We start from the raw sequence: 26,716 nt of genomic DNA on the forward strand, positions 1-26,716 counted from the left end.
ACCTTACAAAACAAATCAAAATTGAGACTAAAATAGGAAGCAGTAAACCACAAAATAGCTTTTATACCTTATTAAATTACTCAGTAATCGCTTGCAATGTAAATTGATATAAATTACATTATATGTAAGATGTTAATCTATACGTAATTTACTATTTTTTATAAACTGTTTTCCATAAAACTATATTCATAAGACTCATTGACCAGCAAGGAGCTAACCATGTCAACGATTGACACAAACCTCTCTTCATTTCTCGATATCGCTAGCGACTCTGATTTTTCTATTCACAATTTGCCTTATGGCATCTTTAGTGAAACTGCCGATGGCAAGCGCCGCGCTGGTGTCGCCATTGGTGAACACGTTTTGGACTTAGCGGTACTTGAAACCGAAGGTCTAATTAAATTAGAAGGTGGTCGCTATTTTGACCAGCCGACACTTAATGCCTTTATTGATTCTGGTCGAGATAATTGGACTACCGCGCGTAGCACTATTCAAACACTGTTAGCTGCCGACACTGACACTCTACGTGATAACCAAGACTTGCAAGGTAAGGCGTTATTTAAGCAAGCAGATGTCACGATGCATCTACCTGTCCATGTCCCTGGTTATACTGACTTTTATTCGTCGAAAGAGCATGCTACTAACGTCGGTACGCTATTCCGTGATCCTGCTAATGCGCTATTGCCGAACTGGAAGGAAATGCCAGTCGGTTATAACGGCCGTGCCAGTACGGTCTTTGTGACGGGCTCCACAGATATCATTCGTCCGTCAGGTCAGCTAAAACCCAATCCAGATGAGCGTCCTATTTTTGCGCCTTGTAAGCGTCTTGATTTTGAGCTTGAAACTGCATTTATCGTAGGTCAACCTAATAAAATCGGAGAGCCAATTTCTATCAAAAACGCATGGGATCATATTTTTGGTATGGTGCTGTTCAACGATTGGTCAGCTCGTGATATTCAAAAATGGGAATACGTTCCTTTAGGCCCTTTTAATGCTAAAACTTTTGCTTCTGAGATATCTCCTTGGATTGTCACTTTAGATGCGCTAGAACCTTTTAAAACCTCAATCCCAACTCAGGATCCGGAGCCACTGGCTTATCTACGTGAGAAAAAATCCGATAACAGCTTTGATATTAATTTGTCAGTGGAATTGCTTCCAGAAAATGCTGATAGCGCTACCGTCATCTCTGAAACCAATTTTAAATACATGTACTGGTCGATGGCTCAGCAATTGACGCATCACACTATTACTGGCTGTAAAGTCGAAGTCGGCGATATGATGGGCTCGGGTACCATCTCAGGGCCAACGCCAGACTCTTATGGCTCAATGCTCGAGATCGCTTGGAACGCGACCAAACCTGTTGAGCTTAAAGGCGGGGGCACACGTACTTTTATCGACGACGGTGATACCGTTATCATGAAAGGCTATAGCGAAAAAGGTGGCATTCGTGTTGGGTTTGGTGAAGTGCGCGGTAAAGTATTGCCTGCTTTAAACTTTGATTTTGACGCATAAACTTTTATAAAGAACAGGCGTAAAACAATCGATTGGCATTATTAAGATTAGGAGCTATACGACTTAGGTTAGATCGACACAAAAACCTTATAGCGGTAGCAACCTCAGGTTTTACGCCTTATCAAAAGGATATTGATATGAGTTTTAAAATAGAACAAATTCATCATGTGGCTTATCGCTGCAAAGATGCTAAAGAAACCGTAGAGTGGTACAAAAAACACTTGAATATGGATTTCATTTTAGCTTTTGCCGAAGACCACGTACCTTCTACTAAAGCCTTTGATCCCTACATGCATATCTTTTTGGATGCAGGTAACGGTAATGTGTTGGCGTTTTTTGAATTACCCAATCAACCTGAAATGGGTTCTGATCCTAATACGCCAGACTGGGTACAGCATCTGGCAATGAAAGTAAAAGATCGCGATACTTTAATGGCTGCGAAGAAGCATTTAGAGGATGGCGGGATTGACGTCATTGGTGTGACCAATCACGGTATTTTCCATTCTATCTACTTCTTCGATCCTAATGGTCATCGTATGGAACTCACTTACGATGATATTACCTCAGAAGAAAAAGTCTCGATGATTACTGAAGAGATAAAACACGACATGTTAGAAGAATGGTCACGTACTAAACGTGCGCCCGCTCATACACATTTTTTGCATGCCGAAGAATTGAAAGAAGCTAAAGAACAGGTGCCTGTAGGGGAGTAGGCATTGCTTCATGCTAAGCTTTAATAGTGAGAACTCAATCATCAAGAAAGGACTCTACGATGAAAACCAAACTATCTACTGGAATCGCTCTGGCTACCGTACTTGCAATGTCTGGGCTAGCATTATCTGGCTGCTCTGATAATAATCAAGCTACATCTGCTAATGGCGACTCAGACGATGTGACAACGCTTAGATTCTCACATTTTATGACGGCTAATGACAATATGAATACTGAAGGCTTTGAGCCTTGGGCGCAAAAAATTGAAGAAGACTCGAATGGACGCCTAAAGATTGAGATTTATCCTTCCGCTACTCTAAGCAAACCAGGCGCCACTTATGATGCTGCGGCAAAAGGCACTGTAGATATTGGTATGCAAGTGCAAGGCTATACCGCTGGGCGCTTTCCTCTAACCCAAGTGGTAGAGCTACCGGGTATATCCAATACCGCAGAGCAACAGACCTGCATACTATATAAGCTCTATGACGATGGGGTTATTTCAGATGAATATGAGGACACCCATCTGCTCGCTTTGATGGGTTCAGGACAGGGGGCGCTGCATACCGTTGATAAGCCCATTCGTACGCCAGCAGATATGAAGGGTATGCGAATTCGTCAACCATCTGTAGTTGCCAGCCACATTATTGAAGCTACTGGTGCTGCTCCCGTGGGGATGCCTGCTAGTGATACTTATACTTCGCTACAGCGCGGCGTCATCGATGGTCTAGCGTTTACTTGGCAGCCTATTCAAGCGTTCCGTCTCGATGAGCTACTTAGCGCGCACACCAACATACCTTTTTATAACTCTACCTTTGTGGTCACTATGAACAAGGATAAATATAATAGTCTGCCTGATGATCTCAAAAAAGTTATTGATGATAATTCAGGGCTAGTTATGTCAGATCGTATCGCTAAAATATTTGATAGAAGTAATGATGAAGCAATGGCTGCCGCTCGTGCCAAAGGCGATACGATGATCGACATTCCAGACCCTCTAAATGACCCTGATTGGCAAGGCCCGTTACTTGAGGGTACGCAGAGATATCTGGATGAGTTAGCGGCTAAAGGCTTGGATGGTCAAACCGTCTATGAAAAAACCAAAGCGGCCAGCGCAGCCTGTCTGTAAGGTTTAAATTATTTAACAGGTTAGATGAGCGTTTTGTGCAAAATAAACTAGTTAATAAGACAGCTAATAAAATAGCTAGGCAATCTGATAACGCTTAGCTATTGATAGTATTTTATCCATTACTTGCTGGTTATCCAGCGGCAGTTGTTCAGCAGTACCGATAATGGTGAGCGCGTATTCTAATAGCCCACCCTTAGCAGATGCACTGATATCGTTAACGTCTTTAGACTGCGGTAAAATAACGGGTATGCTAATAGCATTAATCCCCATTAGCATATCTCCGGTAACCGTGGCATATCCTTGCGCCCGGATACCAGTTTGCAGCTTTGTAAACGCTTGCCATTTAACGGATAGCTCGGCTTTATCGGCTTTAGCAGTAGAGGTGGATGTAGGAGCTGAGGACAAAATATCAATATCTCCTTGCCACTCTGCAAGCACTAAAGGTTTGATAATAGTATCAGGTTGATAGCTGGCAAACAGCCTACCTGTTGCAGAAGACGTCAAAGGCATGCGTGAGCCTATACGAGTAATGATACTAATTGGACTGTCCGGCTCAAATGAATGAATAACGATGGGCCCTTCACTAAACCACTTGGCGATTTGCACCCCGCAATTAACGGCATTTTTAATTTCAGTAGCAGCATTAGTAAGTCGCTGCAAAATATTGTTTTGATCGAAACTGGTGTGACCTAGTGCATTGACTCGAGCACCTAATCCGTAGCGCCCATCGCTCAGCTTGCGCGCATAATCTTTACGAATGAGACTGACCAAATAACGATGTACTTTTGCAGGGTGCATTTGTATTGCTTGAGCAATATCTTTTAGCATCATAGGTTCGTGATACTCTATAAGTACATCTAATACAGAGAGACCAATCTCAAGTGACTGTATGCCACCTTGGTTTTTATTTGCTGTTGTTTCTGTTGATGACATTGATAGTCCGGTTGAATAAAAAGAACAATTTGACGGTTATGTTTGATAGCTATATTCGATAGTTCGAATTTAGCAGGTTTATCACTGTGACTAATTATATAGGTAATAATGAGCGTTTGATATATATAGAAAAACTCCCTTTAACGGCTAATATGATTATAAGCTTGACCTAGTTTTTTGAATGGAATCACCTATGGCTTAGTATTTATAACGAAGCATTCATAACTAAGTGTTTACAACTAAGCACTTATAACTAAGCACCTATAACAAGATATGCAGGAGAAAAACTATGATGAAACTTTATGGCTACTTTCGTAGTGGTACGTCACACCGTACTCGTATCGCGTTGAATCTAAAGGGCTTAGATTATGATGCTATCTCTATCAATTTGGCACAGGATGAGCAGTCTGAGCCATCATTTAAAGCCATTAATCCGCAAGGTTTAGTACCCGCGTTGCAGACGGACGATTTACTGCTTTATCAAAGCCCAGCTATCCTAGAATGGTTGGAAGAGGTTTATCCCCATAACCAACTATTGCCCAAAGACGCTGCTGGTCGTATGCAAGTGCGAGCGCTAAGCGCGATGATTGGTTGTGACATTCATCCGATTAATAACCGCCGTATCCTACAATATTTACGCAATGAGTTGTCAGTCGATGAAGATGAGGTTTTGGCATGGTGTCAACGCTGGATAGAGGAAGGCTTTGCTGCGTTAGAGACGTTACTAGCAAAAGATGAGTCACGCGGCAAATTTTGCTACGGTAATAGTCCGACTTTTGCAGATTGCTATTTAATCCCGCAAGTCTATTCAGCTCGCCGCTTCAAAGTGGATTTGACGCCTTATCCAAACATTATGGCCATTGATGAGCATTGTCGTACGCTTCAAGAATTTTTTGATGCGGATCCTATGAATCAACCTGATGCACCGCATTAAAAAGGCAATAATGTTCAAATAAGTTAACCGCTTATTTAACTGTTACTTCCTTCACTGTCACTCAATTTACTAAGCCGATAGCTATTTTGCTATCGGCTTTTTGGTGTCGTTTTATGACTGATAGAATGTTTTTTGAAGTAATACTTTTGATTAGACTATCAAAGAGAGTGAATCATTAGGCTTAATATCAGTACCTGCTGTCCAGTACCTCAATTTGAGATATAATCCTAATACTTGAACAAATGCTTTTATTAATAAGACTATCAGTACAGCGTTACTAACGTCTAAACAATCTCCCAGTTTTGATAAACTAGCTACTATCAGCAGTGCCTATTTGTAAATATTTAACACGCCCTACATGAGATAATAAATATAAATGATGAAAACCGAAACCAATAAGCCTCTTGCGTTTAGAAGATATCCATCGACGACTGCCTTGCAGTGCTTTGAGACGGCTGCGCGCCATCTGAGTTTTACCAATGCCGCGCAAGAGATGCATATGACGCAAAGCGCCATCAGTAAGCAGGTCGCTCAGTTAGAAGAGATGTTAAACATTTCGCTCTTTTATCGTACGCCGCACCGGATTTCATTGACGCCAGCTGGCAAGACTTATTATCTTGAAGTGTTGGAAATTCTCAAACACATCGAGGTAGCGACCACTAGTTTGATGTCACACAGTGACAATACAGAAGTGCTGAAGATTGCTTCACACCCGACTTTTTGTTCACGCTGGCTGATCCCTGCGCTAAGTGGCTTTAGTCAAGCTCATCCATTGATTAATTTAGATATAAAAGAGCAAGTTGGGCCATTTTTTACTGAAGACCAAAATGTCGATATTGCCTTTTTATATGGCGATGGTATTTGGGGCGGAATGGAGGCGATTAAGCTGTTTGATGAGTATTGCGTGGCGGTCTGCCAGCCTGAGTATTTAAGGGATAAAAACCCCTGTACGAGCAATGTAGATAACTGTACGTTACTACAGTTGAGCTCACGTCCAAGTGCTTGGTATGAGTATTTTAAGCAACAAGGCATCAGTATTGATGGGACGTTTGTAGGCCCGCGCTTCGATACTTTTCATGCTTGTATTTCTGCCGCCTTGCTCGGCTATGGTATCGCACTCGTACCCCTGCGTTTGGTCGCTCCTGAGCTGCAGTCAGGGACGCTGGTGACAGCATGGAATTATGCGTCAAAAGGGCGGGGCTCTTACTATATAACTTACCCCTTGTCCTTGGGCCGATCGCATAAGGTAAAAGTCATTTTAGAATGGGTCTCAGCGTATCTTGAAACCTCTAATCAGCATGAGGATGCGATAGATTTTGTTTTCTAAATCTCAAATTGGTTCCAGTATTTAAGTTCATCAATAAGTCTGTGCCGGACTTCATTTAAAGACCATTTTTTATCCAAAATCTATTCTTAATCTAAAACCCATTGCTGAATCTAAAACCCATTTTTAAACATATATTTCTTGGCAAATAGAGCTATCTTCTATTTTGCTAAGTCATTTTTAAGTCTGTTGTTCTAATGGCAATGACAAAAAGGAATGAGCGCACAACTATTATTCGTTTGCTGAGTAGGCAGGGTTTTGCTGAAATGAGAGCCACACTCAAGGAAGATGAGAGACGCTCAATGGATATGCACTATAACGTCACGGATGCTTTTACGATGGTGCATCCTGTGACTCTTACCAAAGGCAAAAACGCAAAAGTTTGGGACAGTGATGACCGCTGCTACATCGACTTTGTCGGTGGTATCGGTGTCTTAAATTTTGGTCATTGTCATCCTCATATCGTCTCCGCGATTATCAATCAAGCACAATCTCTTATTCATTATGCCTACAATGCGGCCGCCCATCAGCCGTATCAAACCCTTATGCCACGGCTTTGTGAGCTGATTCCAATCAGTGGTGAGCTATCAGGCATGCTGACTAATTGCGGTGCAGAAGCTACCGAAAATGCTATAAAAATCGCCCGCCTAAAGACAGGTCGTCTGGGTGTGATTGCCTTTGATGGTGGTTTTCATGGGCGCACGCTGGCTGCGGTAAATCTAAACGGTAAAGTCGCTCCTTATAAGCGCGGGCTCGGGCCTTTGGCAGGTGGCGTTTACCATATTCCTTTCCCTAGCCCAGATAATGAAGTGAGCAATCAGCAGGCTATCGATGCGCTTGAACGTCTATTTGCGGTAGAGACCGATGTCGATAATATCGGCGCCATCATCGTAGAGCCAGTACAAGGCGAGGGTGGATTTCAGATAATGTCGGCCACATTCGCCAAATATTTGCGCGCCTTTTGTGATGAGCAGGGCATTTTGCTCATTATGGACGAAATTCAATCCGGCTATGGTCGTACGGGTACACCTTTTGCCTTTACACATTTAGGGATTGAGCCTGACATGATATTGCTAGGCAAAAGCATCGCAGGTGGTTTGCCGTTAGGGGCGGTGATAGGCAAAGCGAGCGTCATGAATGGCTTGCCTAAAGGTAGCCTCGGCGGCACTTACTCAGGTAATCCCGTCGCGTGTGCCGCCGCCAATGCCACGTTAGATATTATGCAAGAAGATGCGGTATGGGAATCTGCCAGACATTATGCCCACACCATTGAGCAGACGGTGAACCAATGGCAGCAAGAGGGCGTATCGCCTTGGCTGTTTGGCCTTACTGGTATCGGTGCGATGCGTGGTATCGAGCTTCGCTATCCTGAACATGATGTCGATCCAAGCGTGATGACATATGTGTTAACGCAAGCGCGGGAGCGTGGTCTGCTATTGATGCCTAGCGGTAAATATCGCCATATTATTCGCCTGCTACCGCCTCTAACGATCGAGCCTGAAACCCTGCAAGCTGGCCTTGATATTCTGAAAGAAGTTTTAAGTACTATTCCTGATGAAATAGCAGTGAATAAAAATTCTACTATTGAAAATTCAGCGAATCAAGTGTCAGCAACCAAAGCGTCAGCGTTTCAAACATCAATGACTCAAGCACCAGCAAATTATTTTTCTGCCACGTAACTCTCTGTGTATAACGCTTTGCCATATAGTTTTTATGGTTATTTGCCGTACTAGTATATTTAATTAGCAACTTGTATTTAACAACTTAGTATTAATAAAAATTTTCGAGATTTTAACAAGGATATCTATCTGTGAATCATACGTTTATAAGTAGCGATGCTATTCGCCATGAGTTCTCTATGGCAATGTCAGCCATGTACCAAACCGAAGTCCCGCTATACGGTGACTTACTCGATCTAGTTACTGAAGTGAATACTGAGGTGTTAACCAAACATCCTGAGATTAAGGAGCAATTGGAGCACACCGGAGAGATTGATAGACTCAGTATGGAGCGCCATGGCGCGATTAGATTGGGCACAGCGGACGAGCTTAGCATGATGCGTCGGCTTTTTGCCGTAATGGGTATGCATCCTGTTGGCTATTATGATTTAGCACCCGCTGGCGTGCCCGTTCACTCTACGGCTTTTCGAGCCATTGATGCGCAAGCATTAAATCAAAGCCCATTTCGAGTTTTCACCTCTTTATTGCGTCTAGATTTAATTGGTGATGAAGTATTAAAACAAGAAGCGTCAAACGCATTGTTCAACCGTAATATCTTTACCGATAATGTCGTCAGCCTGATTAAGCGCTTTGAAGAGCAGGGTGGTTTGACGTCAGAGGAAGGTGAGCAGTTTATAAAAGAGGCTTTAGAGACCTTTCGCTGGCATGATAAAACGCCAGTCTCAAAAGAGCTATATCAGCGCTTATTAGAGCAGCACGGCCTCATAGCTGACGTGGTTGGCTTTAAAGGCCCGCATATCAATCATTTGACCCCTAGAACGCTGGATATAGATACCGTACAGCAAGGCATGCAGGAAAAAGGCATCCCACCAAAAGCTATTATCGAAGGGCCGCCAAAACGGGATTGTCCTATTTTATTAAGGCAAACGAGCTTTAAGGCATTAGAGGAAGCCGTTAGTTTTAAAAATCCAAATGGTGAGTATGAACAGGGGCATCATACTGCGCGGTTTGGTGAGATTGAGCAGCGCGGTGTGGCATTAACGCCAAAGGGTAGAGCATTATATGATCAACTACTTAGTCAAGCACGCAATCAATTAGGCGCAACTCCGAATGAAGACAATGCTTCACAGTATTATCAAATTTTAGAGAGTGCATTTGAAGCGTTCCCCGATGATTATCATGCGATGCATAATGAGGAGCTCGCTTACTTTTATTATCAACCAGTCGATAATGCTGCAGATATAAGTAGTGCTATGCTTGGTTTGGAAAGAGTTGATGTACAAACGGTTGATTCAAAACAAGTAGTAAATGCTTTGATTGAGAAAGGCGCTATCCGGATTGAGCCTATCGTTTATGAAGATTTCCTGCCCGTTAGTGCCGCTGGTATTTTTCAATCCAATCTTCAGCAAGATAAGCAGAGCAACTATGATGGCAATTCAAATAAACATGAATTTGAGCAAGCACTTGGTGCTAGTATTCATGATGAGCTCGCTTTATATAAAGATATACAAGCTCAAAGCTTAGAGAAATGCCTGATGTCTTTAGGCAATTATGTATAGAAAATTAATTATGTATAAAAATGCACATAGCCGTTTTATTTATACACTATTCCAAAATGGAATGACCGTAAGAAATTTATTATTTTGCAACTTAACTGGTTGCAAGGTAGCTTAAAGGTCTATTAAGGACGTTATAAATTAATATACAAGGGATTGAATATGATTAAGCAATACATGTCTGCCATGGGTGTCAAAGAAGAACAATATCAACATGGCGATTTTGAAGTCAATACGCCTATAGACGGTACAGTTATTGGCAAGATAACCTTAGATAGCGTTGATGAAGTCAATAATAAAATCCAAAACGCCAAAAAAGCGTTTAAGGAATGGCGCGTCGTTCCTGCCCCCAAGCGTGGTGAGTTGATTCGTCTGCTGGGTGAAGTGCTGCGCGAGCATAAAGAAGATTTGGGCATGCTGGTGTCGTTTGAGGCAGGCAAGATCAAAGAAGAGGGCCTAGGTGAAGTTCAAGAAATGATCGATATCTGTGACTTCGCTGTCGGCGTTTCGCGTCAGCTTTATGGCTTGACGATTGCCTCAGAGCGCCCAGGTCACCATATGCGTGAGACATGGCATCCGCTTGGTGTTATCGGTGTCATCTCTGCTTTCAACTTCCCTGTAGCAGTGTGGTCTTGGAATACAGCGCTGGCCATCGTTTGTGGTAACCCCGTAGTTTGGAAACCGTCAGAGAAGGCGCCTTTGGTTGCTTTGGCCTGTCAGGCCATGTTCGAAAAAGCCTTAGCAAAGTTTGGTGATGCACCAGATCATTTGTCTCAAGTGATATTGGGTAAGACAGATATCGGTAATGCCCTAGTTGAAAACAAAGACGTAGCTTTGGTGAGCGCGACTGGAAGCACGCGCATGGGTAGAGCTGTCGGGCCAAAAGTTGCAGATCGTTTCGGTAAATGCTTGCTTGAGCTTGGTGGTAATAACGCTATGATCTTGGCGCCAACGGCTGACTTAGATCTTGCGCTACGTGGCATTATATTTTCAGCAGTTGGTACAGCGGGTCAGCGTTGCACCACCTTGCGCCGTCTTTTCGTCCATGAATCTATCAAAGACGATATTTTACCACGCGTAAAATCAGCTTATGAGACTGTCAGTATTGGTCATCCGCTAGAAGGCAATTTGGTCGGCCCACTGATTGATGAAGACAGCTTTAACAACATGCAAACAGCGTTAGAAAAGGCTCGGGAAGCGGGCGGTACAGTAACAGGTGGCGAGCGCGTATTAGCAGACAAATACCCTGATGCCTATTATGTAACACCTGCTATTGTAGAGTTTGATGAGCAAAACGACGTTGCTAGAAGTGAGACTTTTGCGCCTATTTTATATGTCATGACCTATAAAGACTTTGATGATGCAATTGAGATGCAAAACGATGTTCCGCAAGGGCTCTCGTCATGTATCTTTACCAATGACTTACGTGAAGCTGAAACTTTCCTCAGCGATCGTGGTAGTGATTGTGGCATCGCTAACGTCAATATCGGTACTAGTGGCGCTGAAATTGGCGGTGCATTTGGTGGCGAAAAAGAAACTGGCGGTGGACGTGAGTCAGGATCAGACGCATGGAAAGCCTATATGCGTCGTCAAACCAACACCATCAACTATTCAACAGAGCTACCACTTGCACAAGGTATTAGCTTCGGTTAATACCATTCTGTTTAAGCGCTTGATGTTTGAGCATTTGGTTTTTTAGCTTTTAATTCGATTTGTATTTAGTAAGCATAAATCGCTGAGTACAAATTACTGAGTACAAATTGTTGGACATAAACTACCAAGCATACTCTGCGTATGCTTGGTAGGCTAATAATTATAAGCAATCAAGGATTGGTTGCAATACCCATTGACGGCTACTAAGGAAGGTAGAATTATCATGATCGATGACAAACCGCATGACCCCGCTAATGATGGCTATGGTCCATCTTCTAGCTTCTTACTTGATATTGCCCCTCTAGTATTGACTGCCATGATTCTCATGGTGCAGTTTTTCGTATTTAAAGACTTTACTCCGCATATACCGTTGGCCTGTGGCATATTAATCACTGGCTTATTTATGAAGATGCGTGGCCGTGACTGGCAGGGTATGGAGGAGCGGTTCTTAAAGGTTATTAAAATAGGCCTGCCAGCGATGATTATTCTAATGGGCGTCGGTATGCTCATTGGCTCATGGATTATTGCAGGGACAGTTCCGACCATTCTTTATTACGGTTTTAGTATTTTTTCTCCTTCCTCATTTTTATTTTCAGTTTGTATTATTTGCGCCATTATTTCTGTCGCAACTGGCACTTCTTGGGGCACAGTTGGTACGGTTGGACTCGCGATGATGGGCATCGGCATGGGGCTTGGTATTCCAGCCCACTTTACAGGCGGTGCTATCGTCTCCGGTGCTTTTTTTGGAGACAAAATGTCGCCATTGTCGGATACTACCAACCTAACTCCTGCTGCTGCAGGCGTTGAGCTTTGGGATCATATTAGGGGTATGCTGCCGACGACCGTCCCAGCAATGGTTACCGCCTTAGCACTCTATGCATGGATTGGCATGGGTTATGGCGATGACAGTATTGATTTATCTTCTATCCGAGCCTTACAAACAAGCCTAGCTGACAACTACAACTTAAGCATTATTACCTTATTACCTGCGCTTGTGGTTGTTATCGCGGCTGTTATGAAAATGCCAGCGATACCGACTGTCTTAGGCGGCGTTGTCGTGGCATCAGTTATTGCGTTTTTTCTACAAGGCGTTGGGGTCAGTGATATTTTTAACGTTTTACAAAACGGCTTTGTCAGCGAAACGGGTTTTGAGGTGGTTGATAAATTGTTATCAAAAGGCGGCGTCATGTCAATGACATGGGTTATTACCTTGACCATCTTTGCACTCGCTTTTGTTGGCTCACTTGAGCATTACGGTACACTGAAAGCCATCATGGCGAAAATAGATAAGGCCGTAAAGTCGCGTATTGGTTTAATTCTAACGACTTATGCCAGTGTCCTTGGCGTGGGTACTCTGATCGGCGACGTTTATACCACTTTGGTATTGCCAGGACGTTTATTAAAAGAGAAATATAAAGAGATGGGCTATAAGCGTACGACGCTAACGCGCTCTATCGAAGACAGTGGTACGCTATTGTCACCGCTTATTCCTTGGAACATGGGCGGTAGCTTTGTCGCAGCGACACTGGGCATAGCAACACTGACTTATGCACCTTTTGCTTTTGCGTGTTGGTTGTCGCCTTTATTTGGCTTGTTATGGGCGTTCCTTGACAAGTTTATACCGCGTGAAGAGCCCACTGTAGAAAAGCTCGACACAGCTACTTCAACTTCAATTAGTGACGTGTGATACGAAGGGAGTATGAGATGTTGCAAGAGCAATGTTTGTGGAACATAACTGCGCCCAATATTGACACCTACAGCCAGATGAGTAGCGATACTCAAGCGACTATTTGTATCATTGGAGGCGGTTATACAGGGTTATCGGCTGCGATTCATCTGGCCGAAAAAGGCGTCAAGGTTATCTTGCTAGAGAGTCAAACGATCGGTAGTGGCGGCTCAGGGAAAAGCGTAGGGCTAGTCAATGCAGGAACTTGGGCACGGCCTGATGACTTGAATATTGCTTTAGGTGAAGCGGCAGGTGAGCGTCTGACAGAAGCCCTTGGACAAGCGCCAAGCTTAGTATTTGACTTAATCAAGCGTTATAATATTGATGCACAAGCCACTCAAGCCGGTAATATCCACATGGCACATAATGCCAAAGGTGAAGTCGATGTCGATATCAGATACGAGCAACTAAGCCGTCGCGGTGCGAATATTGAGGTATTGACCGGAAGCAAATGCCATGAATATTGCGGTACCAAAAGTATCAATAAAGCACTACTAGATCATCGTGCTGGTACCATAAACCCGTTGGCTTATGTCAGAGGACTCGCAAAAGTAGCAACCAGTCTTGGTGTCACTATCTACGAGCATTCAGCTGTTGAAGCACTAGAAAAAGTAGATGGCCATTGGTACACAAGGACTGCTAAAGCCCGCGTAAAGTCTGAGCGTGTCATTATTGCGACTAATGCCTATACCGAAGGCGAATGGACAGAAATTACCAAGACGTTTTATCTGGTTTATTACTATCAGATTGCGTCTGAGCCACTCAGCGGAGAGGCTGCAGATCGTATTTTGCCATACAGAACAGGTGCATGGGATACGCGCTTAGCATTATCTAGCTTTCGTCGTGATGACGATGATCGCCTGTTATTAGGAACGGTCGGTGGTACGCAGCTTAAACCAAAATCCTTTTACCAATCATGGGCCAACGCTGTACAAAAGAGCTATTATCCAGATTTGCCAGCATTTAAATGGCAGTATGAATGGACTGGTAGCTTTGGCTTTACGCAAGATCATATCTTTCGAGTAATGGAGCCCGATGAAGGCTTACTGACAGCAACAGCTTATAACGGACGCGGTATTACCACAGGCACGCTAATGGGCAAGTGCTTTGCAGACTATATACTGACGGGCAATAGAGACAGTATTCCATTACCATTTAAGACTTTAGAAGAAGCAAAAGTCTCTTTTGGAGGACTCAAATCTGGATTTACTGAAGTAGGATTGACGCTGTATCATGCGGGACAATGTTTAAAAATCATCAGATAAATTGATGAGCATTCTTGCAAGCTATATAAATCAGTAAAGTATTGATTAATAACCGTATTACTATTATGGTTAAAGCCAGACAGCATTTATGTTGTCTGGCTTTTTTCTTCTATTTTCATCACTCAGAAGACAATTATATTTAAAAAAATGGACACTAACATGCAAGCACCTAGCAATAAAAATTTCACTCATATGGCTAACGTGGCAAATACCAAGACATGGTTATTCGTCCCAGCGACTCGAATAGATAGAGTAAGCAAAGCCTTTGCCAGTGGTGCAGATGCAGTGATTGTTGATTTAGAGGATGCAGTTGCTCAAGCAGATAAGGCACAAGCCCGCGACAGTTTAAAAAATTATCATGATAGTGCCGATTACCAAGGCGTTTGGGTGCGCATAAACAAAGCAGGGAGTGATGAGTTTGCCAAAGACGTGCAGCTTTGTCAGCAGCTGCCCAATCTGGCAGGCGTGATACTGTCTAAAGCCGAGCAAGCCGCAGATATTGAACAGTTTTATGAGCGTACAGGTTTGCCAGTGATTGCATTAATAGAAAATGCCATAGGTTTGCATCAAGTCGATGCTATGGCAAAAGCATCAGGACTAATCGCGTTCAGTTATGGCTTTCTAGATTTATGCAATGATCTGGGAGTCCAAGTAGGGACGCCTGCGGCAGATATCATCGCCAATCAGATTCGCTATCAATTAATCCTTACTTCAAAAATCAATCAGCTATTGCCGCCTATTGATACCGTGTATCCCGATTTTAATGACACTGAGGGATTAAGCGCTCGCGTACAGCTGTGGTCACAAATGGGAATGTCCGGCATGCTCTGTATTCATCCTAAGCAAGTGGCTATTGTGCAAAATGCGCTGCAACCGACAGATGTTGAAATTGAGTTTGCTAGGCGTGTGGTAGAAGAATATGAGCGCAGTGGACAAGCTGTATTTAAAGTAGATGGTGAAATGGTCGATGCACCAGTGATTCAGCGCTATGTGCAGCTGTTAGCTAAGTAGGTTAAGAAGAAAATTTGCGTTTTGACACACTTGTTATGTACAAAATTAGATTTACAATGTTTATGTATAAGCTACTTTGCCTATCGATATAACCACTTTTAATTTGAACTGGAGAAACCTATTGCGCGCTGTCAACTATAAGTATGTGATTGTTATCGTACTGCTGATACTTGCCGTTGGTTTTGTGATATTCCGTTGGTGGCGAGGGCCGTTGTTGCCTAGTTACAGCGTCTCATCCATGCCACTGGTACAGACGGTGGTAGCAAGCGGACGTGTAGTGACTACGTCACGTACTCAAGTGGGCAGTGAAGTAACTGGTGTGGTACTTGAGCGCTTGGTACAAGAAGGTGACCAAGTTGCAAAAGGAGATCTATTACTGGTATTAAGTTCAGATGGCGTTGCTGCTCAAGTGCGTCAAGCTGAAGCTGAGCTGGCTGAACTTGTGACTAGTACACGACCACAAGCCGTAGTGGATCTGTCCAAAGCAGAAGTGCAGCTAGCACAAGCTCGTCGTAACGTAGCACGTCGCCGCGAGCTGGCAGCGATTTCGGCAATTTCAGATGAAGAAATGGAGCAAGCAGAGCAAGCGGAGGATCAGGCTCGTAATGATCTCGAAGTAGCACGTTTGCGAGCAGAAGCATTAGCATCTGGCGGCGTTGAGGAGGTTTTACTACGTGAGCGAATAGCGGCCTTGCAGGCGCAACTTGATAAAACTGAAGTACGTAGCGAGGTATCAGGGACGGTATTGACCCGTGATGTAGAGCCTGGTGATTTGGTGCAGCCTGGTCGAACTTTATTTACCATTGCGCTCGATGGAAGTACGGAGATTGAGGTGCCGCTTGATGAGCGCAACTTGTCACGGCTAGCATTGCAGCAAAGTGCGATAGGCGTCACTGATGCTTATCCAGACAAACCTTTTGCTGCTCGTATCAACTTCATTGCACCAAGCATTGACTCACAGCGCGGTACAGTCGAGGTTAGATTAAACGTTGATCCAGTGCCTCAATTCTTGCGCCAAGACATGACGGTATCGGTAAACATCGAAACAGGTCGCCGCGAGCAAGCGCTAGTGATTCCAAACGATGCTTTAGCGAATGTCCAAGAAGATAATGCCCAAGTACTGCTATTGCATAATGGCAAAGTACAACGGCAGAAGGTAACTTTAGGCCTGCGTGGCTTGGCAATGTCCGAAGTTATCGAGGGTTTAAACGTTGGCGATCAAGTATTAGTTGATGCAACTTCATCATTGGCTGATGGCGCGCGAGTACGCACTGAAGTACAAGCAATGCCATTCTCTGAAAGTAGCAATTATTTAAATAGCATTGACTCAAATAGCAGTGCTCCAACTGACAATGATAATTCAGCTACCCGTAATGAACCAGCGGTGAAATTAAATTGAAAAATTTCTTCGGGCGACTATGGATTGAAGCAACCATTGCGATGAGTTTTTTGCGCGAGGGGCGTGCGCAGTCGTTAATGATTACCGTAGGCGTAGCAGTGGGTGTGGCTGTTATCATCTTTATTACGGCTCTGGTTCAAGGGTTACAGTCTAATCTTATCGAAAACACCTTGGGCACTCAGGCGCATATCCATTTGTTGTCACCGGATGAAGTCAATCGGGTGATTCCGCCTAAAGCTGGTACTGTACAGCTGGTACAAGAAGATAAACGCCCACAGCGACTACGATCAATCAATAACTGGCAGCAGGTAACGACGACTTTGGATCAGCTGCCATTATTGACGGCAGTATCACCGACGGTATCAGGGCCAGCATTTGTCCGTCGCGGTGATGCATTAGAGTCGGTAGCACTTGTTGGTACCGACCTTGAACGTTACCAGAAGATCATTCCGCTGGAAGATTATCTCATTAGTGGCGAGCTGCGAGTAGGCGCTGATGATGTGCTGATTGGCAGTGAATTGGCAAAAAACCTAGGGGTACAAGTAGGTAGTAAGCTGCGCATAGAAACTGGACAGCAGAATAGTGCAGTGGTAAATATCGTCGGTATATTTGACTTAGGTGTACGTGAGTTAGATGCACGCCATGTCTACTTAGATCTGAAGCAGGCACAATCACTACTCAGTCTCCCAGGCGGGATCACCGTAATTGATTTAACCGTCGCAGATATTTTTGCGGCAGAAGACATCGCAGCGCAGGTAGGTCGCTTGACCTCATTGCAAGCAGAGAGCTGGATTGAGACCAACTCGCAACTGATGAATGCGCTTTCCGCACAAAGCCTATCTACCAATATGATTATTGTCTTCGTTGCTATCTCGGTAGCCTTTGGCATTGCGAGTGTGCTGTCCGTCAGCGTTGTGCAGCGTACTCGAGAGATCGGTATTTTACGTGCAACTGGCGCTACCCGTCAGCAAATCTTACGAATTTTTCTGATTCAGGGTGCAGTCTTTGGTTTACTTGGATCAATGCTAGGTAGCGTGGCCAGTTACGCTCTAGTATGGGTGTTTAATACTTTTGGGCCAGGTTTATTTTATATTCCAGTGTCTGCAAATTTGATCATGCTAGCCATGTTACTAGCGACGCTCACTGGTGTTCTGGCTGCTGCGATACCATCACGCCGAGCCGCTGCTCTGGATCCAGTAGTGGCTATTCGCTATGTTTAATCACATGCCCAATCATGAGCCTAATACTATGTCTAACAATACATCTAATAACTTTCATAATTCTCCTAACATTCATAACTCTGATAACCCTCATGAAGTCCTGCGTTTAGAGGCGTTGAAAAAATCTTATAATATTGGTCAGGCTAACGAGATTGAGGTATTACATGGTATTGACTTGCGCATTGATAAACATGACTTTGCTGCGCTGATTGGTCCCTCTGGTTCAGGGAAAAGTACGTTGCTAAACGTGCTTGGTTTGCTCGATAAGCCGACCAGTGGCGAGATCTATCTGTTAGGACAGGCCACTAGTAATATGGATGATGCTGGACGTACTGCTTTGCGAGGCCATAGTATTGGTTTTGTCTTTCAGTTTCATCACCTTATTCAGGCATTTACAGCGTTAGACAATGTATTGATACCATTAATGCTGACTCAAGGTCGCCCAGATAAACTGGCGATACAAAAAGCACGTGACTTACTGGCTGCGATTGGGCTGGAGAAGTTTGCTGATACTAAGCCGAATGAGCTCTCAGGTGGTCAACAACAGCGAGTGGCCATTGCTCGGGCGCTTATCACTGACCCTGCATTACTATTAGCGGATGAACCGACTGGCAATTTGGATACAGTGACGGCTGCTGAAGTGTTTGAGCTGTTCCGTAAGGTCAATCGTGAGCGCGACTGTGGTGTGCTTTTGGTCACACATGATCCACGATTGTCAGCTTCCTGTGATCGCACCATCAATCTGGTAGATGGACTGATTGAAAGTGATGCTTTGAATGGATAAACGCTAAATAAGATTAGTGGATATATTATTAGAAAATACCTTATTAAAGAATACCTTCAAATATACCATCAATGTACTTTTCTACCGCATCCGTATCACTGCTGACTTGCGCATAAGTTCTTAAACCCATTACCTGAATTTGAAAGTAGCGAGCCAGTTCAGCTGGATCTTTATTACTACTAATTTCACCATTATCAATGGCTTGTTGAAAAGTCTTAACAAAAGAGGATTCAACACGTTCCAAAATGCTTGTTGCGTGATTAAGCAAATCTGGACTATCGTTTTGTGTGAGCTCACCGATAGTTTTGACCACCATACACATGCCGCTAGGTGCAGTGCCTTTACTACAGACAGTGACGCTATGAATGAAGCGCTTTAGGCCAGCAAGCACTGTTTTTTCTTGGGCAATACTATTGGCGAGATTCGCAGCACCTTCTTCCGCATATCGATTTAATGCCTCTTTAAACAAATTGTCTTTATTACCAAAAGCGGCATAGATACTACCGGGGCGCATATCAACGACATCTTGCAGATTTCTCATAGAGGTAGCGTGATAGCCCTTTTCCCAATAGAGGTTTTTGGCTTTTTCGATGACATCATCACGATTAAACTTCGCTTGTGCACTCATAATTTTCACCTTAAAAGCTAGTATCTTATTAAAGATATGAGCTTATTAAAAATATGTTCTTAAAATCTGGAAATCTAAGCTAAAGTATTGTTATTGGCAGAGTTAATACTAAACAACAAAAGCATAACCATTATAACGTGCTGTTAGGATAATTTTTTCTTGCGTGCTGTAGCTAGTCGCTGCAAAAAACTTATCCTAGCAGCCCTGTATTGGTGAGAACCAGTTACTCTGGTTTTAGTGCCAACACTTTATCGATATCTGTCGCACTATGGCGATTTTCCAACTGTTCCCATTCTTCACCGTGAGTACGGTTAACAATACGGCCACGTTGTACGGCTGGTCGCGCTAAGATGGCTTTTGCCCAACGCTGCACATGGGTGTAGTCATCGACTTGCAAAAAGTCCTTTGCATCATACTGATTACCCAACACCAAATTGCCATACCAAGGCCAAGTGGCAATATCAGCAATACTATACTCATCACCAGCAATAAATTCATTTTTTGCTAATTGCTTATCGAGTACGTCCAACTGACGCTTGGTTTCCATTGTAAAGCGATTGATGGCATATTCAAACTTTTCGGGTGCATAAGCGTAAAAATGCCCGAATCCGCCACCTAAGTACGGCGCAGAACCATGTAACCAAAATAACCAATTAAAGACTTGGGTACGTTTGCTGCCTTTTTCAGGCAGTAGTACGTCAAACTTTTCAGCAAGATAAACTAAAATAGAAGCAGATTCAAATACCGCTTCAGGCTCAGTGCTAGAGTAATCAACGAAAGCTGGAATTTTAGAGTTAGGATTGATATCTACAAAGCCTGATGAAAACTGATCGCCTTCGCCAATATTAATCATATGGGCGTCATATTCTGCGTCTTTGCCTAATGCTAATAACTCTTCTAGCATGATAGTGACTTTTTGACCGTTAGGCGTGCCCATTGAGTACAGTTGCAAAGCATGTTTGCCTACTGGTAATTCTTTCTCATGGGTAGCACCTGAAACGGGGCGATTCACACTGGCCCACTTACCGCCACTCTCTGCATCATGCGTCCAAATTTTTGGGGGTACATATTGGTTTTCCATTATTATTCCTATTTTTATGTTCGGGGTTATTGCTGTAGTTAGGTCTCTTAAAAGAGATGCAGCGAGACTGGAATAAATTTTTCGCAGCCTCTGTCGGCATAGGCACAGCACGCAAGAAAAATTTGTACCAGTATCGCGTATTCTTCCAGTGTATCTATTTTATTTATTAACTATTATATTCAGTTTTTTTCGCAAAGTTTTGTGGATAGAGGGCGCGTGCAGCTGCGTCATCAAAATCAGATTTGAACGCAATATCCTTAGCAATATTGCGTGCCTTATTTACCGCAGGACGAGCATTGATACTAGCAAACCAACGTTTGAGGTTTGGATAATTATCTAATCCTTCTTCGCCCAATACAAACGTTGCCTTATCGACCCAGCCCCAAGCGGAGATATCCGCAATAGAATAGTCGTTACCAACCACATATTCACGGCCTTCCATGTGCTTATCTAGCACTTCGTAATGACGCTCAGCCTCACGAAGATAGCGATTGATCGCATAAGGTATTTTTTCGGGCACTTTATGTCTAAAGTGCACGGATTGACCGGAAAATGGGCCTAAGCCGGTCGCGACAAACATTAGCCATGAGAGCATTTCACCTCGATCTTCGGCCTTTCCTGCAAGCTGGCCTGTTTTTTCAGCTAAGTACATCAAAATAGCCGTCGAATCAAAGACACGGTTTCCATCATCTTCGATAGCTGGGGTTTTACCATTTGGGTTAATCGCACGATATTCAGGCGTATGTTGCTCACCTTTCATCGTATCTATTGGTATTAATTCGTACGCTAAACCCGTCTCCATTAAGTAAAGAGCCACTTTCATAGGGTTTGGGGTTTGGTGAAAATAAAACTTAAGCATGTTGGTATCCTTAAAGGGCTCAAAAGGTTTAGGTGTTAATCTTACAACCACTATAAACAAAAATGAACGACCGTTCAAGTATAGTTTGAGTAGTTGTTTATATCATTGAAGTCAAATACAAAAGGACTCTTACTAAGCAGACTAAGCAGATTTTTGTGGCTTTAATAATAAAGCAAGTCCAATCGCTATAAAGGCTGCGATGCCAGACACCATATAACTGATGCTAAAGTCTCCAGTAATTTCTGCAAGATAGCCTGCTGCCACTGGCCCAAGAGCCTGTCCGCCTGAAAAGGCAAAAGTCAGCGCCGCAAGTGCACTTGCCGCCGCTGCAGGTCCAAAGTAATCGCCAGCGGAGGCAGCCATAATGACAGGAACGCTCCAAACTACTAAGCCAAACAGGATAATGGACAAATACAGACCTAAAGTCCAATCGGTCAGTCCGACCAGAAGATAAGCAATAGCAAGGAAGAAAAAAGCCAGCGCGAGCCCAAGGCGTCTGCCAATATGGTCAGAAATCCAGCCAAAGAGCATGCCTGAAAAGACACTAAGCAGACCAATCCACGCCCAAATACCACCCGCAGTCGCTTCACTTAGTTGATACGATCCAACCATGCTAGTCACGATAAAGGTCACGTAAACCATATAAGTGGCGCCATAAATGGCAAAAATGATACCCAAATGTACGAGCAGTTTGACGTTACTACGTTCTAGCTTTTTCTTATTTTTTACAGGTGAGGTGGGTACACGTCCAAAAGGGTTTTGATTGACATCGTCTGGATGATTGCGAATCAAAGTGAAAGTAAGCCAAGCTACCACGATATTGATAACGGCAAAAATCAGCCAACCCGTTTGCCAAGATAGTAGACCGGAGGTGGGTAAGAGTTTTGGAACCACAAAGCCCGATAGAATAATGCCAAAGCCAGGGCCTGCCATGACCAGTCCTAAGGCGAGCCCACGATGTGAAGGGAAGAACCAATGTGACATCACGCTCATCATCGGTAAGACCACGCCGCCGCTACCAATACCAGTCAATACGTAAAGTGCGCAGAGTAGGGGAAAGCTTGTGGTAAAAGCCATACCAAGCATAGAGACAGCGATTAAGAGAAGACTGGCCGTCGCCGTAGCTCGAGTACCAAATCGAGGTATAATGAGCGGGCTTAGAAGAACGGCAACGAGATATCCTATCAAGTTAGTGAATCCCAATATTCCGCTTTGAGTGTAATTTAATCCCAAAGAAGAAGACATCGACGGTAGCAACATACCAAATGCAAATCGTCCTAAGCCAAGTCCACAGAACATCGCTATAGAGCCTGTAGCGGCTACAATCCAAGCATAATTTAACCCGCCTAGTCTGAGAGGAGGAGTGCTATCTTGGTCTTTTCGTTGAGTAATTTCATCATGCATCACGAATCTCCGACAAGTCGAAGAATTCGAAAGTTCATGATGCCTATAATAATTGTATTTAGACCTAAGAAAAATACTTCCCTGTTTTGAATCTTATCCATTTTACACTCATCCTTTTGTGCTTAATTCTTATAGGTCTTTCATCGACTGTTGCATGATATTGACATAAATAGCTTTCGCTCCTTGCTTAGTTACTTATGTCAGTTAGGCTATTCCAATCAGCTTTTTTGATATGGCAATCGATTATATTTCTATCCAATAGAAACGAGTATAACTTTACCTGAACGTTCGTTCAACCCGTATCTAAGTAATAAGTAAATAGTATTTAGGTAGATATAGTCAGTTCAATATAAAAACGATACAGCGGGACTGGTATAAGTTTTTCTTGCTTGCTGTGCCTATGCAGACAGAGGCTACAAAAAATTGTACCAGTCCTGTATCATAACCTAACGTCTCTATTTTATTTGATATCAACTATAGTTGAAGTGATTTTATAAGCAGGTCTATTAAAGAAAATGCCAGCCCATCTAAGTGGCTGGCATTTTGACTGTTACTTTTTAACATCGTCTTTTTATCTAGCCGAGTCTTCTACTTAACTCAGGAAAGCGTTTTATCATAAATAGCATCAGTAATAAGGCCATAACAGCAATAGCTGCCCCAACATATCCTACGCTTGATAGCGAGAGGTGCGTCACCGCATAACCTCCAAATAGAGCACCCGTACCAATCCCTAAATTGATAATACCTGAAAACATCGACATCAGCATGTCTTGCGCATTAACATCGACCATGATGACTTTAGCCTGCATGGAGATAATAAGCAGCATAAGTGCAGCTCCCCAGAGTAACGCATTCATACTGAGCGCCCATATCGACGTTACTACAAGCGACAAAGTGAGCATAGACAGTAGCATCAGTATCGTCGATATCAGCATTAGCCTAGTATTAAATCTATCACCCCAACGACTGAATATCACACTACCTGCAATCCCTGCGACACCGAATAAGAGCAGGACAAAAGTAGCCGAGTTTTCACTGACTGAACCGACCTGACGCATGAAAGGCTCAATATAAGAGTAGGCGGTATAATGCGCTGTAAAGACCAGTAGGATGAGTAAATACAGGCAGACCAATAACGGGTTTTTAAGTAGTTCTGGAATTTTTCTAAAAGAGCCTTCAAACATACTAGGCAATGTTGGCAACAGTCTCATTTGCAGCACAAATACTATAAAGGCGATACCACCAATACCGCCAAATGTCGCGCGCCAGCCAAACCATTGACCGACCAAACGTCCCAAAGGCACACCTAGCACCATCGCTAATGAGGTACCCGTCGCAAGTACGCTAAGTGCCAGTGCTTTTTTGCCTTCAGGTGCCACACGTATGGCAATCGCCGCCGTGATGGACCAAAATATCGCATGTGATAGTGCAATCCCAACTCGGCTAATGAGCAGCACATCAAAGCTCCATGCAAATACGGACAATACATGACTGGCAATAAATACCGCAAACAAGCCTAAGAGTAAGCTTTTACGCTCAAAGCGACTGGTCAGCAGCATCAGTGGCAATGACATGGCAGCGACGATCCAAGCATACAGCGTCAACATCCAGCCAGTCTCAGCTGTAGTAATAGAAAAGTCTTGAGCAATGTCGCTTAATAAGGCGACAGGGACAAATTCTGTGGTATTCATGATAAAGGCACTGACGCCCATCAAAAACACTTGAAAATACTGAGTCCGGCGAGCATTTGAGCTCGCCTTAAGGTTGTGTTTCATAAGATCCAATACAAAAAAGGTATTAATATAAAAGGAGGGTTAGCCAATAGTAGGGTCAAACATATTTGGTAATAAAAGTCTTTAACGATATAAGAGTGGCGAGGCAAGATACCAAGTCAAGGGCATTAGTGAAAGGGCTTTTTTGATAATGATTGTTAATAAGTGGTTTAGCGTTAGATGGTCAGTTCGAAATAAAATTGATACATCAATAATGTCGTGCTACTGGTATAAATTTTACTTGCTTGCTATGTCGTTGCAGCCAGAGGCTGCGCAAAATATATCCCAGCAGCACTGTATCGGTTTTAAAGCAAATCGGCTATATGTTACGGACTAACAATAATTCTAAAAAAGAAGCACACATATTAGTATTTATTTACTCTCATCTGATATGCTATCATCATTCAACAAACTATCGTGGGTTTAACAGCTTTGTCATTGCCAACCGCTATTGCAAGTTATCATAATTGCAATTAATGGTGACGTACAAACCTTGCAACTTCCAGCACGATATAAAACAATCCTGGTAAAGCGCATGAGCCTGTACTCCGACATCCTCATTTGTGCCTGATTTTATACTTTTTTGTCGGAGTTATAGGAATCTAAGGTGTTCAATATCATGAGCCACTCTACTAATCAATCCAAATATACTCGCCGTTATCATCCGCGTCATCCTTTAGCACAATATGCTATTACTCAAATAGACACGCTTGAACTGCGTGCGCAAGATATTGTAAAAATTATGGGTTACCCTCTAAAGCATACCATACCCGCCTGTGAGCGCCTGCGTCATGTATTGTCGAATAAACATCTTGGGCTTGATGGTAGTTATATTGATAAATGCTTTACGGCTGAGGAGTTTCTAGTAAAGCTTTTCTTAATACTTGATATACCTTATGAGCCATTCGTAGAAGATATCGCCCAGATTAAATATCAGTTGGCGCATTTACCTAATTATTCACCCAAATATAGCTTACCGTCAGACGTTGGTTTTAGGTTTAATAGTGTACATTGGATGTCTCGTGATGCTACTAAGGATTATAAGTTGATTGTTGAGCAGAAGAGTGCGGAGATTGATAAAGTGGAGCGTAAACTGGCAAAAGCCAGCGGTGCTTAAGAAGAAGTACTTAAAGTTTTTTTAGTCGTAAACAGCGAATTTTTAAACATATCAACATAGCATAGCCTCACTATTATAGTGGGGCTTTTTTTTACCAACTGCTTTCTAATATATTATGATTAATGGCTTACTACTAGCTTGGCTTCGGGTCTTCGATTGCAATTTACTAGAGCTTAACCTGTTAGAGTTTGGATAGAGCAAAGGAGTTCTAACATGGGGGTAATATAATCATCATTGAAGGCAAGTGTTCGCGTTGTTATCATGAGCAGTAAAGGTGTTGTCTCTATGATTTAGCATAGAATATGGTAAATAGTAAGATAATAGCCTTCATTTCTGACGTCACTCATCTCGATTCAACTGAGAAAAACATCTATGACTGCTTCATTACCTCTTTTGTACTCTTTTCGCCGCTGCCCATACGCCATACGTGCTAGGCTTGGCATCTTGTTTGCTGAGCAGCAAGTAGAGCTGCGGGAGATAGTACTAAAGAACAAGCCATCACAGATGGTAGCGATTAGCCCAAAAGGTACTGTACCTGTTCTACAGCTTACTGATGGTAAAGTGATTGAAGAAAGTAGAGAGATAATGGAGTGGGCACTTGAACAAAAAGATCCGCAAGGATTGCTTGATGCTGAGATTTTATCTCAGGCCAATGCGCTGATCGATAAAAATGATAATGACTTTAAGCATTGGCTGGATCGTTATAAATATGCAGACCGTCATCTTGAGATGACTCAAGAAGAGTATCGGCTACAGGGTGAAGAGTTTTTACAGATTTTAGAGAAACTGCTAACTAAAAATTTCTACTTACTTGGGGACACTATAACCATTGCTGATATAGCTATCATGCCTTTTGTGCGTCAATTCGCTCATGTGGATCGCGATGTTTTTTACAGTCTGTCTTACCCAAATTTGCAGCGTTGGCTACAACACTGGCTGGAGCATCCACTCTTTTTGCAAGCGATGTCCAAGTTTCAACCTTGGCAAGAAGAAGATGAGGAAGTGGTTTTTTCAGCTTAGCA

The 26,716-nt window shown here is 43.2% G+C and carries 22 protein-coding genes; 16 read left to right on the forward strand and 6 right to left on the reverse strand.

Going from position 1 to position 26,716, the window contains the following annotated elements; all coding sequences use genetic code 11:
- Positions 1 to 228: 228 nt before the first annotated feature.
- The 3 genes from fahA to AK825_RS05150 all read left to right on the forward strand — a co-directional run bounded on the left by fahA (position 229) and on the right by AK825_RS05150 (position 3,349).
- The gene (gene fahA, locus AK825_RS05140) at positions 229 to 1,512 is read left to right on the forward strand and encodes a fumarylacetoacetase (protein ID WP_203226520.1); all 1,284 of its coding nucleotides are present in this window, start codon (positions 229 to 231) and stop codon (positions 1,510 to 1,512) included.
- Between the two features lie 137 nt (positions 1,513 to 1,649).
- Positions 1,650 to 2,225, forward strand: coding sequence for a VOC family protein (locus AK825_RS05145; protein WP_068035116.1), 576 nt, complete (start codon positions 1,650 to 1,652; stop codon positions 2,223 to 2,225).
- Between the two features lie 59 nt (positions 2,226 to 2,284).
- On the forward strand, positions 2,285 to 3,349 hold the full coding sequence (locus AK825_RS05150) for a TRAP transporter substrate-binding protein (protein WP_082787173.1): 1,065 nt from the start codon (positions 2,285 to 2,287) through the stop codon (positions 3,347 to 3,349).
- A gap of 75 nt (positions 3,350 to 3,424) precedes the next feature.
- On the opposite strand, the gene AK825_RS05155 is transcribed toward AK825_RS05150, so the two are convergent.
- Positions 3,425 to 4,282 (reverse strand): IclR family transcriptional regulator, encoded by an 858-nt coding sequence (locus tag AK825_RS05155; protein WP_068035117.1) that lies wholly within the window; start codon positions 4,280 to 4,282, stop codon positions 3,425 to 3,427.
- A gap of 292 nt (positions 4,283 to 4,574) precedes the next feature.
- Here AK825_RS05155 and maiA point away from each other — a divergent pair, with 292 nt between their 5' ends.
- The 11 genes from maiA (at position 4,575) to AK825_RS05210 (ending at position 18,833) form a co-directional block, all read left to right on the forward strand.
- On the forward strand, positions 4,575 to 5,216 hold the full coding sequence (maiA, locus tag AK825_RS05160) for a maleylacetoacetate isomerase (protein WP_203226521.1): 642 nt from the start codon (positions 4,575 to 4,577) through the stop codon (positions 5,214 to 5,216).
- Between the two features lie 376 nt (positions 5,217 to 5,592).
- The gene (locus tag AK825_RS05165) at positions 5,593 to 6,543 is read left to right on the forward strand and encodes a LysR substrate-binding domain-containing protein (RefSeq protein WP_228138918.1); all 951 of its coding nucleotides are present in this window, start codon (positions 5,593 to 5,595) and stop codon (positions 6,541 to 6,543) included.
- Between the two features lie 299 nt (positions 6,544 to 6,842).
- Entirely contained in the window at positions 6,843 to 8,219 is a 1,377-nt protein-coding gene (locus AK825_RS05170; RefSeq protein ID WP_227514141.1) for an aspartate aminotransferase family protein, read from the forward strand.
- A 131-nt stretch (positions 8,220 to 8,350) separates the two neighbouring features.
- On the forward strand, positions 8,351 to 9,778 hold the full coding sequence (locus tag AK825_RS05175; RefSeq protein WP_082787174.1) for a VOC family protein: 1,428 nt from the start codon (positions 8,351 to 8,353) through the stop codon (positions 9,776 to 9,778).
- A 159-nt stretch (positions 9,779 to 9,937) separates the two neighbouring features.
- Positions 9,938 to 11,428, forward strand: a complete 1,491-nt coding sequence (locus tag AK825_RS05180) for an aldehyde dehydrogenase family protein (protein ID WP_068035119.1) — start codon at positions 9,938 to 9,940, stop codon at positions 11,426 to 11,428.
- Positions 11,429 to 11,651: 223 nt separating this feature from the next.
- The gene (gene nhaC, locus AK825_RS05185; RefSeq protein WP_068035120.1) at positions 11,652 to 13,115 is read left to right on the forward strand and encodes a Na+/H+ antiporter NhaC; all 1,464 of its coding nucleotides are present in this window, start codon (positions 11,652 to 11,654) and stop codon (positions 13,113 to 13,115) included.
- Between the two features lie 17 nt (positions 13,116 to 13,132).
- The gene (locus AK825_RS05190; RefSeq protein ID WP_068035121.1) at positions 13,133 to 14,419 is read left to right on the forward strand and encodes an FAD-binding oxidoreductase; all 1,287 of its coding nucleotides are present in this window, start codon (positions 13,133 to 13,135) and stop codon (positions 14,417 to 14,419) included.
- A gap of 159 nt (positions 14,420 to 14,578) precedes the next feature.
- Entirely contained in the window at positions 14,579 to 15,430 is an 852-nt protein-coding gene (locus AK825_RS05195) for a CoA ester lyase (protein ID WP_068035122.1), read from the forward strand.
- A 121-nt stretch (positions 15,431 to 15,551) separates the two neighbouring features.
- Positions 15,552 to 16,829 carry an efflux RND transporter periplasmic adaptor subunit gene (locus tag AK825_RS05200; RefSeq protein ID WP_082787175.1) on the forward strand — a complete coding sequence of 426 codons (1,278 nt, stop codon included), beginning with the start codon at positions 15,552 to 15,554 and terminating at the stop codon, positions 16,827 to 16,829.
- Positions 16,826 to 18,049: an FtsX-like permease family protein gene (locus AK825_RS05205; RefSeq protein ID WP_082787176.1), complete on the forward strand. Its 1,224-nt coding sequence runs from the start codon at positions 16,826 to 16,828 to the stop codon at positions 18,047 to 18,049. Before AK825_RS05200 ends, AK825_RS05205 begins: the two co-directional genes overlap by 4 nt.
- Positions 18,050 to 18,077: 28 nt before the next feature.
- Positions 18,078 to 18,833, forward strand: coding sequence for an ABC transporter ATP-binding protein (locus tag AK825_RS05210; RefSeq protein ID WP_068039071.1), 756 nt, complete (start codon positions 18,078 to 18,080; stop codon positions 18,831 to 18,833).
- Between the two features lie 43 nt (positions 18,834 to 18,876).
- Here AK825_RS05210 and AK825_RS05215 read toward each other — a convergent pair whose 3' ends face one another.
- The 5 genes from AK825_RS05215 to AK825_RS05235 all read right to left on the reverse strand — a co-directional run bounded on the left by AK825_RS05215 (position 18,877) and on the right by AK825_RS05235 (position 24,580).
- Positions 18,877 to 19,461, reverse strand: a complete 585-nt coding sequence (locus tag AK825_RS05215) for a TetR/AcrR family transcriptional regulator (RefSeq protein WP_068035129.1) — start codon at positions 19,459 to 19,461, stop codon at positions 18,877 to 18,879.
- 223 nt (positions 19,462 to 19,684) lie between these two features.
- On the reverse strand, positions 19,685 to 20,545 hold the full coding sequence (gene yghU / locus AK825_RS05220) for a glutathione-dependent disulfide-bond oxidoreductase (protein WP_264753652.1): 861 nt from the start codon (positions 20,543 to 20,545) through the stop codon (positions 19,685 to 19,687).
- Positions 20,546 to 20,708: 163 nt separating this feature from the next.
- Complete coding sequence (locus tag AK825_RS05225) at positions 20,709 to 21,401, reverse strand: glutathione S-transferase N-terminal domain-containing protein (RefSeq protein WP_068035133.1); 693 nt, start codon at positions 21,399 to 21,401, stop codon at positions 20,709 to 20,711.
- A gap of 141 nt (positions 21,402 to 21,542) precedes the next feature.
- The gene (locus AK825_RS05230; RefSeq protein WP_068035137.1) at positions 21,543 to 22,805 is read right to left on the reverse strand and encodes an MFS transporter; all 1,263 of its coding nucleotides are present in this window, start codon (positions 22,803 to 22,805) and stop codon (positions 21,543 to 21,545) included.
- A gap of 575 nt (positions 22,806 to 23,380) precedes the next feature.
- Positions 23,381 to 24,580: a sugar transporter gene (locus AK825_RS05235; RefSeq protein ID WP_068035138.1), complete on the reverse strand. Its 1,200-nt coding sequence runs from the start codon at positions 24,578 to 24,580 to the stop codon at positions 23,381 to 23,383.
- A gap of 616 nt (positions 24,581 to 25,196) precedes the next feature.
- Here AK825_RS05235 and AK825_RS14800 point away from each other — a divergent pair.
- Positions 25,197 to 25,694 (forward strand): hypothetical protein, encoded by a 498-nt coding sequence (locus tag AK825_RS14800; protein ID WP_203226492.1) that lies wholly within the window; start codon positions 25,197 to 25,199, stop codon positions 25,692 to 25,694.
- A 372-nt stretch (positions 25,695 to 26,066) separates the two neighbouring features.
- Entirely contained in the window at positions 26,067 to 26,714 is a 648-nt protein-coding gene (locus tag AK825_RS05245; protein ID WP_082787177.1) for a glutathione S-transferase, read from the forward strand.
- Positions 26,715 to 26,716 lie beyond the last annotated feature (2 nt).

The organism is Psychrobacter sp. P11G5 (assembly GCF_001593305.1).
Lineage (GTDB): Bacteria > Pseudomonadota > Gammaproteobacteria > Pseudomonadales > Moraxellaceae > Psychrobacter.

What these genes read in the sequence shown, in the direction of transcription:
- maiA (WP_203226521.1), top strand. Translation starts at nt 4,575, where the DNA reads ATGAAACTTTATGGCTACTTTCGTAGTGGTACGTCACACCGTACTCGT.
- AK825_RS05190 (WP_068035121.1), top strand. Translation starts at nt 13,133, where the DNA reads ATGTTGCAAGAGCAATGTTTGTGGAACATAACTGCGCCCAATATTGAC.
- AK825_RS05150 (WP_082787173.1), top strand. Translation starts at nt 2,285, where the DNA reads ATGAAAACCAAACTATCTACTGGAATCGCTCTGGCTACCGTACTTGCA.
- AK825_RS05210 (WP_068039071.1), top strand. Translation starts at nt 18,078, where the DNA reads ATGTCTAACAATACATCTAATAACTTTCATAATTCTCCTAACATTCAT.
- AK825_RS05225 (WP_068035133.1), bottom strand. Translation starts at nt 21,401, where the DNA reads ATGCTTAAGTTTTATTTTCACCAAACCCCAAACCCTATGAAAGTGGCT.
- AK825_RS05195 (WP_068035122.1), top strand. Translation starts at nt 14,579, where the DNA reads ATGCAAGCACCTAGCAATAAAAATTTCACTCATATGGCTAACGTGGCA.
- AK825_RS05170 (WP_227514141.1), top strand. Translation starts at nt 6,843, where the DNA reads ATGGATATGCACTATAACGTCACGGATGCTTTTACGATGGTGCATCCT.
- AK825_RS05245 (WP_082787177.1), top strand. Translation starts at nt 26,067, where the DNA reads ATGACTGCTTCATTACCTCTTTTGTACTCTTTTCGCCGCTGCCCATAC.
- AK825_RS05165 (WP_228138918.1), top strand. Translation starts at nt 5,593, where the DNA reads ATGATGAAAACCGAAACCAATAAGCCTCTTGCGTTTAGAAGATATCCA.
- AK825_RS05145 (WP_068035116.1), top strand. Translation starts at nt 1,650, where the DNA reads ATGAGTTTTAAAATAGAACAAATTCATCATGTGGCTTATCGCTGCAAA.
- AK825_RS05180 (WP_068035119.1), top strand. Translation starts at nt 9,938, where the DNA reads ATGATTAAGCAATACATGTCTGCCATGGGTGTCAAAGAAGAACAATAT.
- AK825_RS05215 (WP_068035129.1), bottom strand. Translation starts at nt 19,461, where the DNA reads ATGAGTGCACAAGCGAAGTTTAATCGTGATGATGTCATCGAAAAAGCC.
- AK825_RS14800 (WP_203226492.1), top strand. Translation starts at nt 25,197, where the DNA reads ATGAGCCACTCTACTAATCAATCCAAATATACTCGCCGTTATCATCCG.
- AK825_RS05235 (WP_068035138.1), bottom strand. Translation starts at nt 24,580, where the DNA reads ATGAAACACAACCTTAAGGCGAGCTCAAATGCTCGCCGGACTCAGTAT.
- AK825_RS05230 (WP_068035137.1), bottom strand. Translation starts at nt 22,805, where the DNA reads ATGCATGATGAAATTACTCAACGAAAAGACCAAGATAGCACTCCTCCT.
- AK825_RS05155 (WP_068035117.1), bottom strand. Translation starts at nt 4,282, where the DNA reads ATGTCATCAACAGAAACAACAGCAAATAAAAACCAAGGTGGCATACAG.
- nhaC (WP_068035120.1), top strand. Translation starts at nt 11,652, where the DNA reads ATGATCGATGACAAACCGCATGACCCCGCTAATGATGGCTATGGTCCA.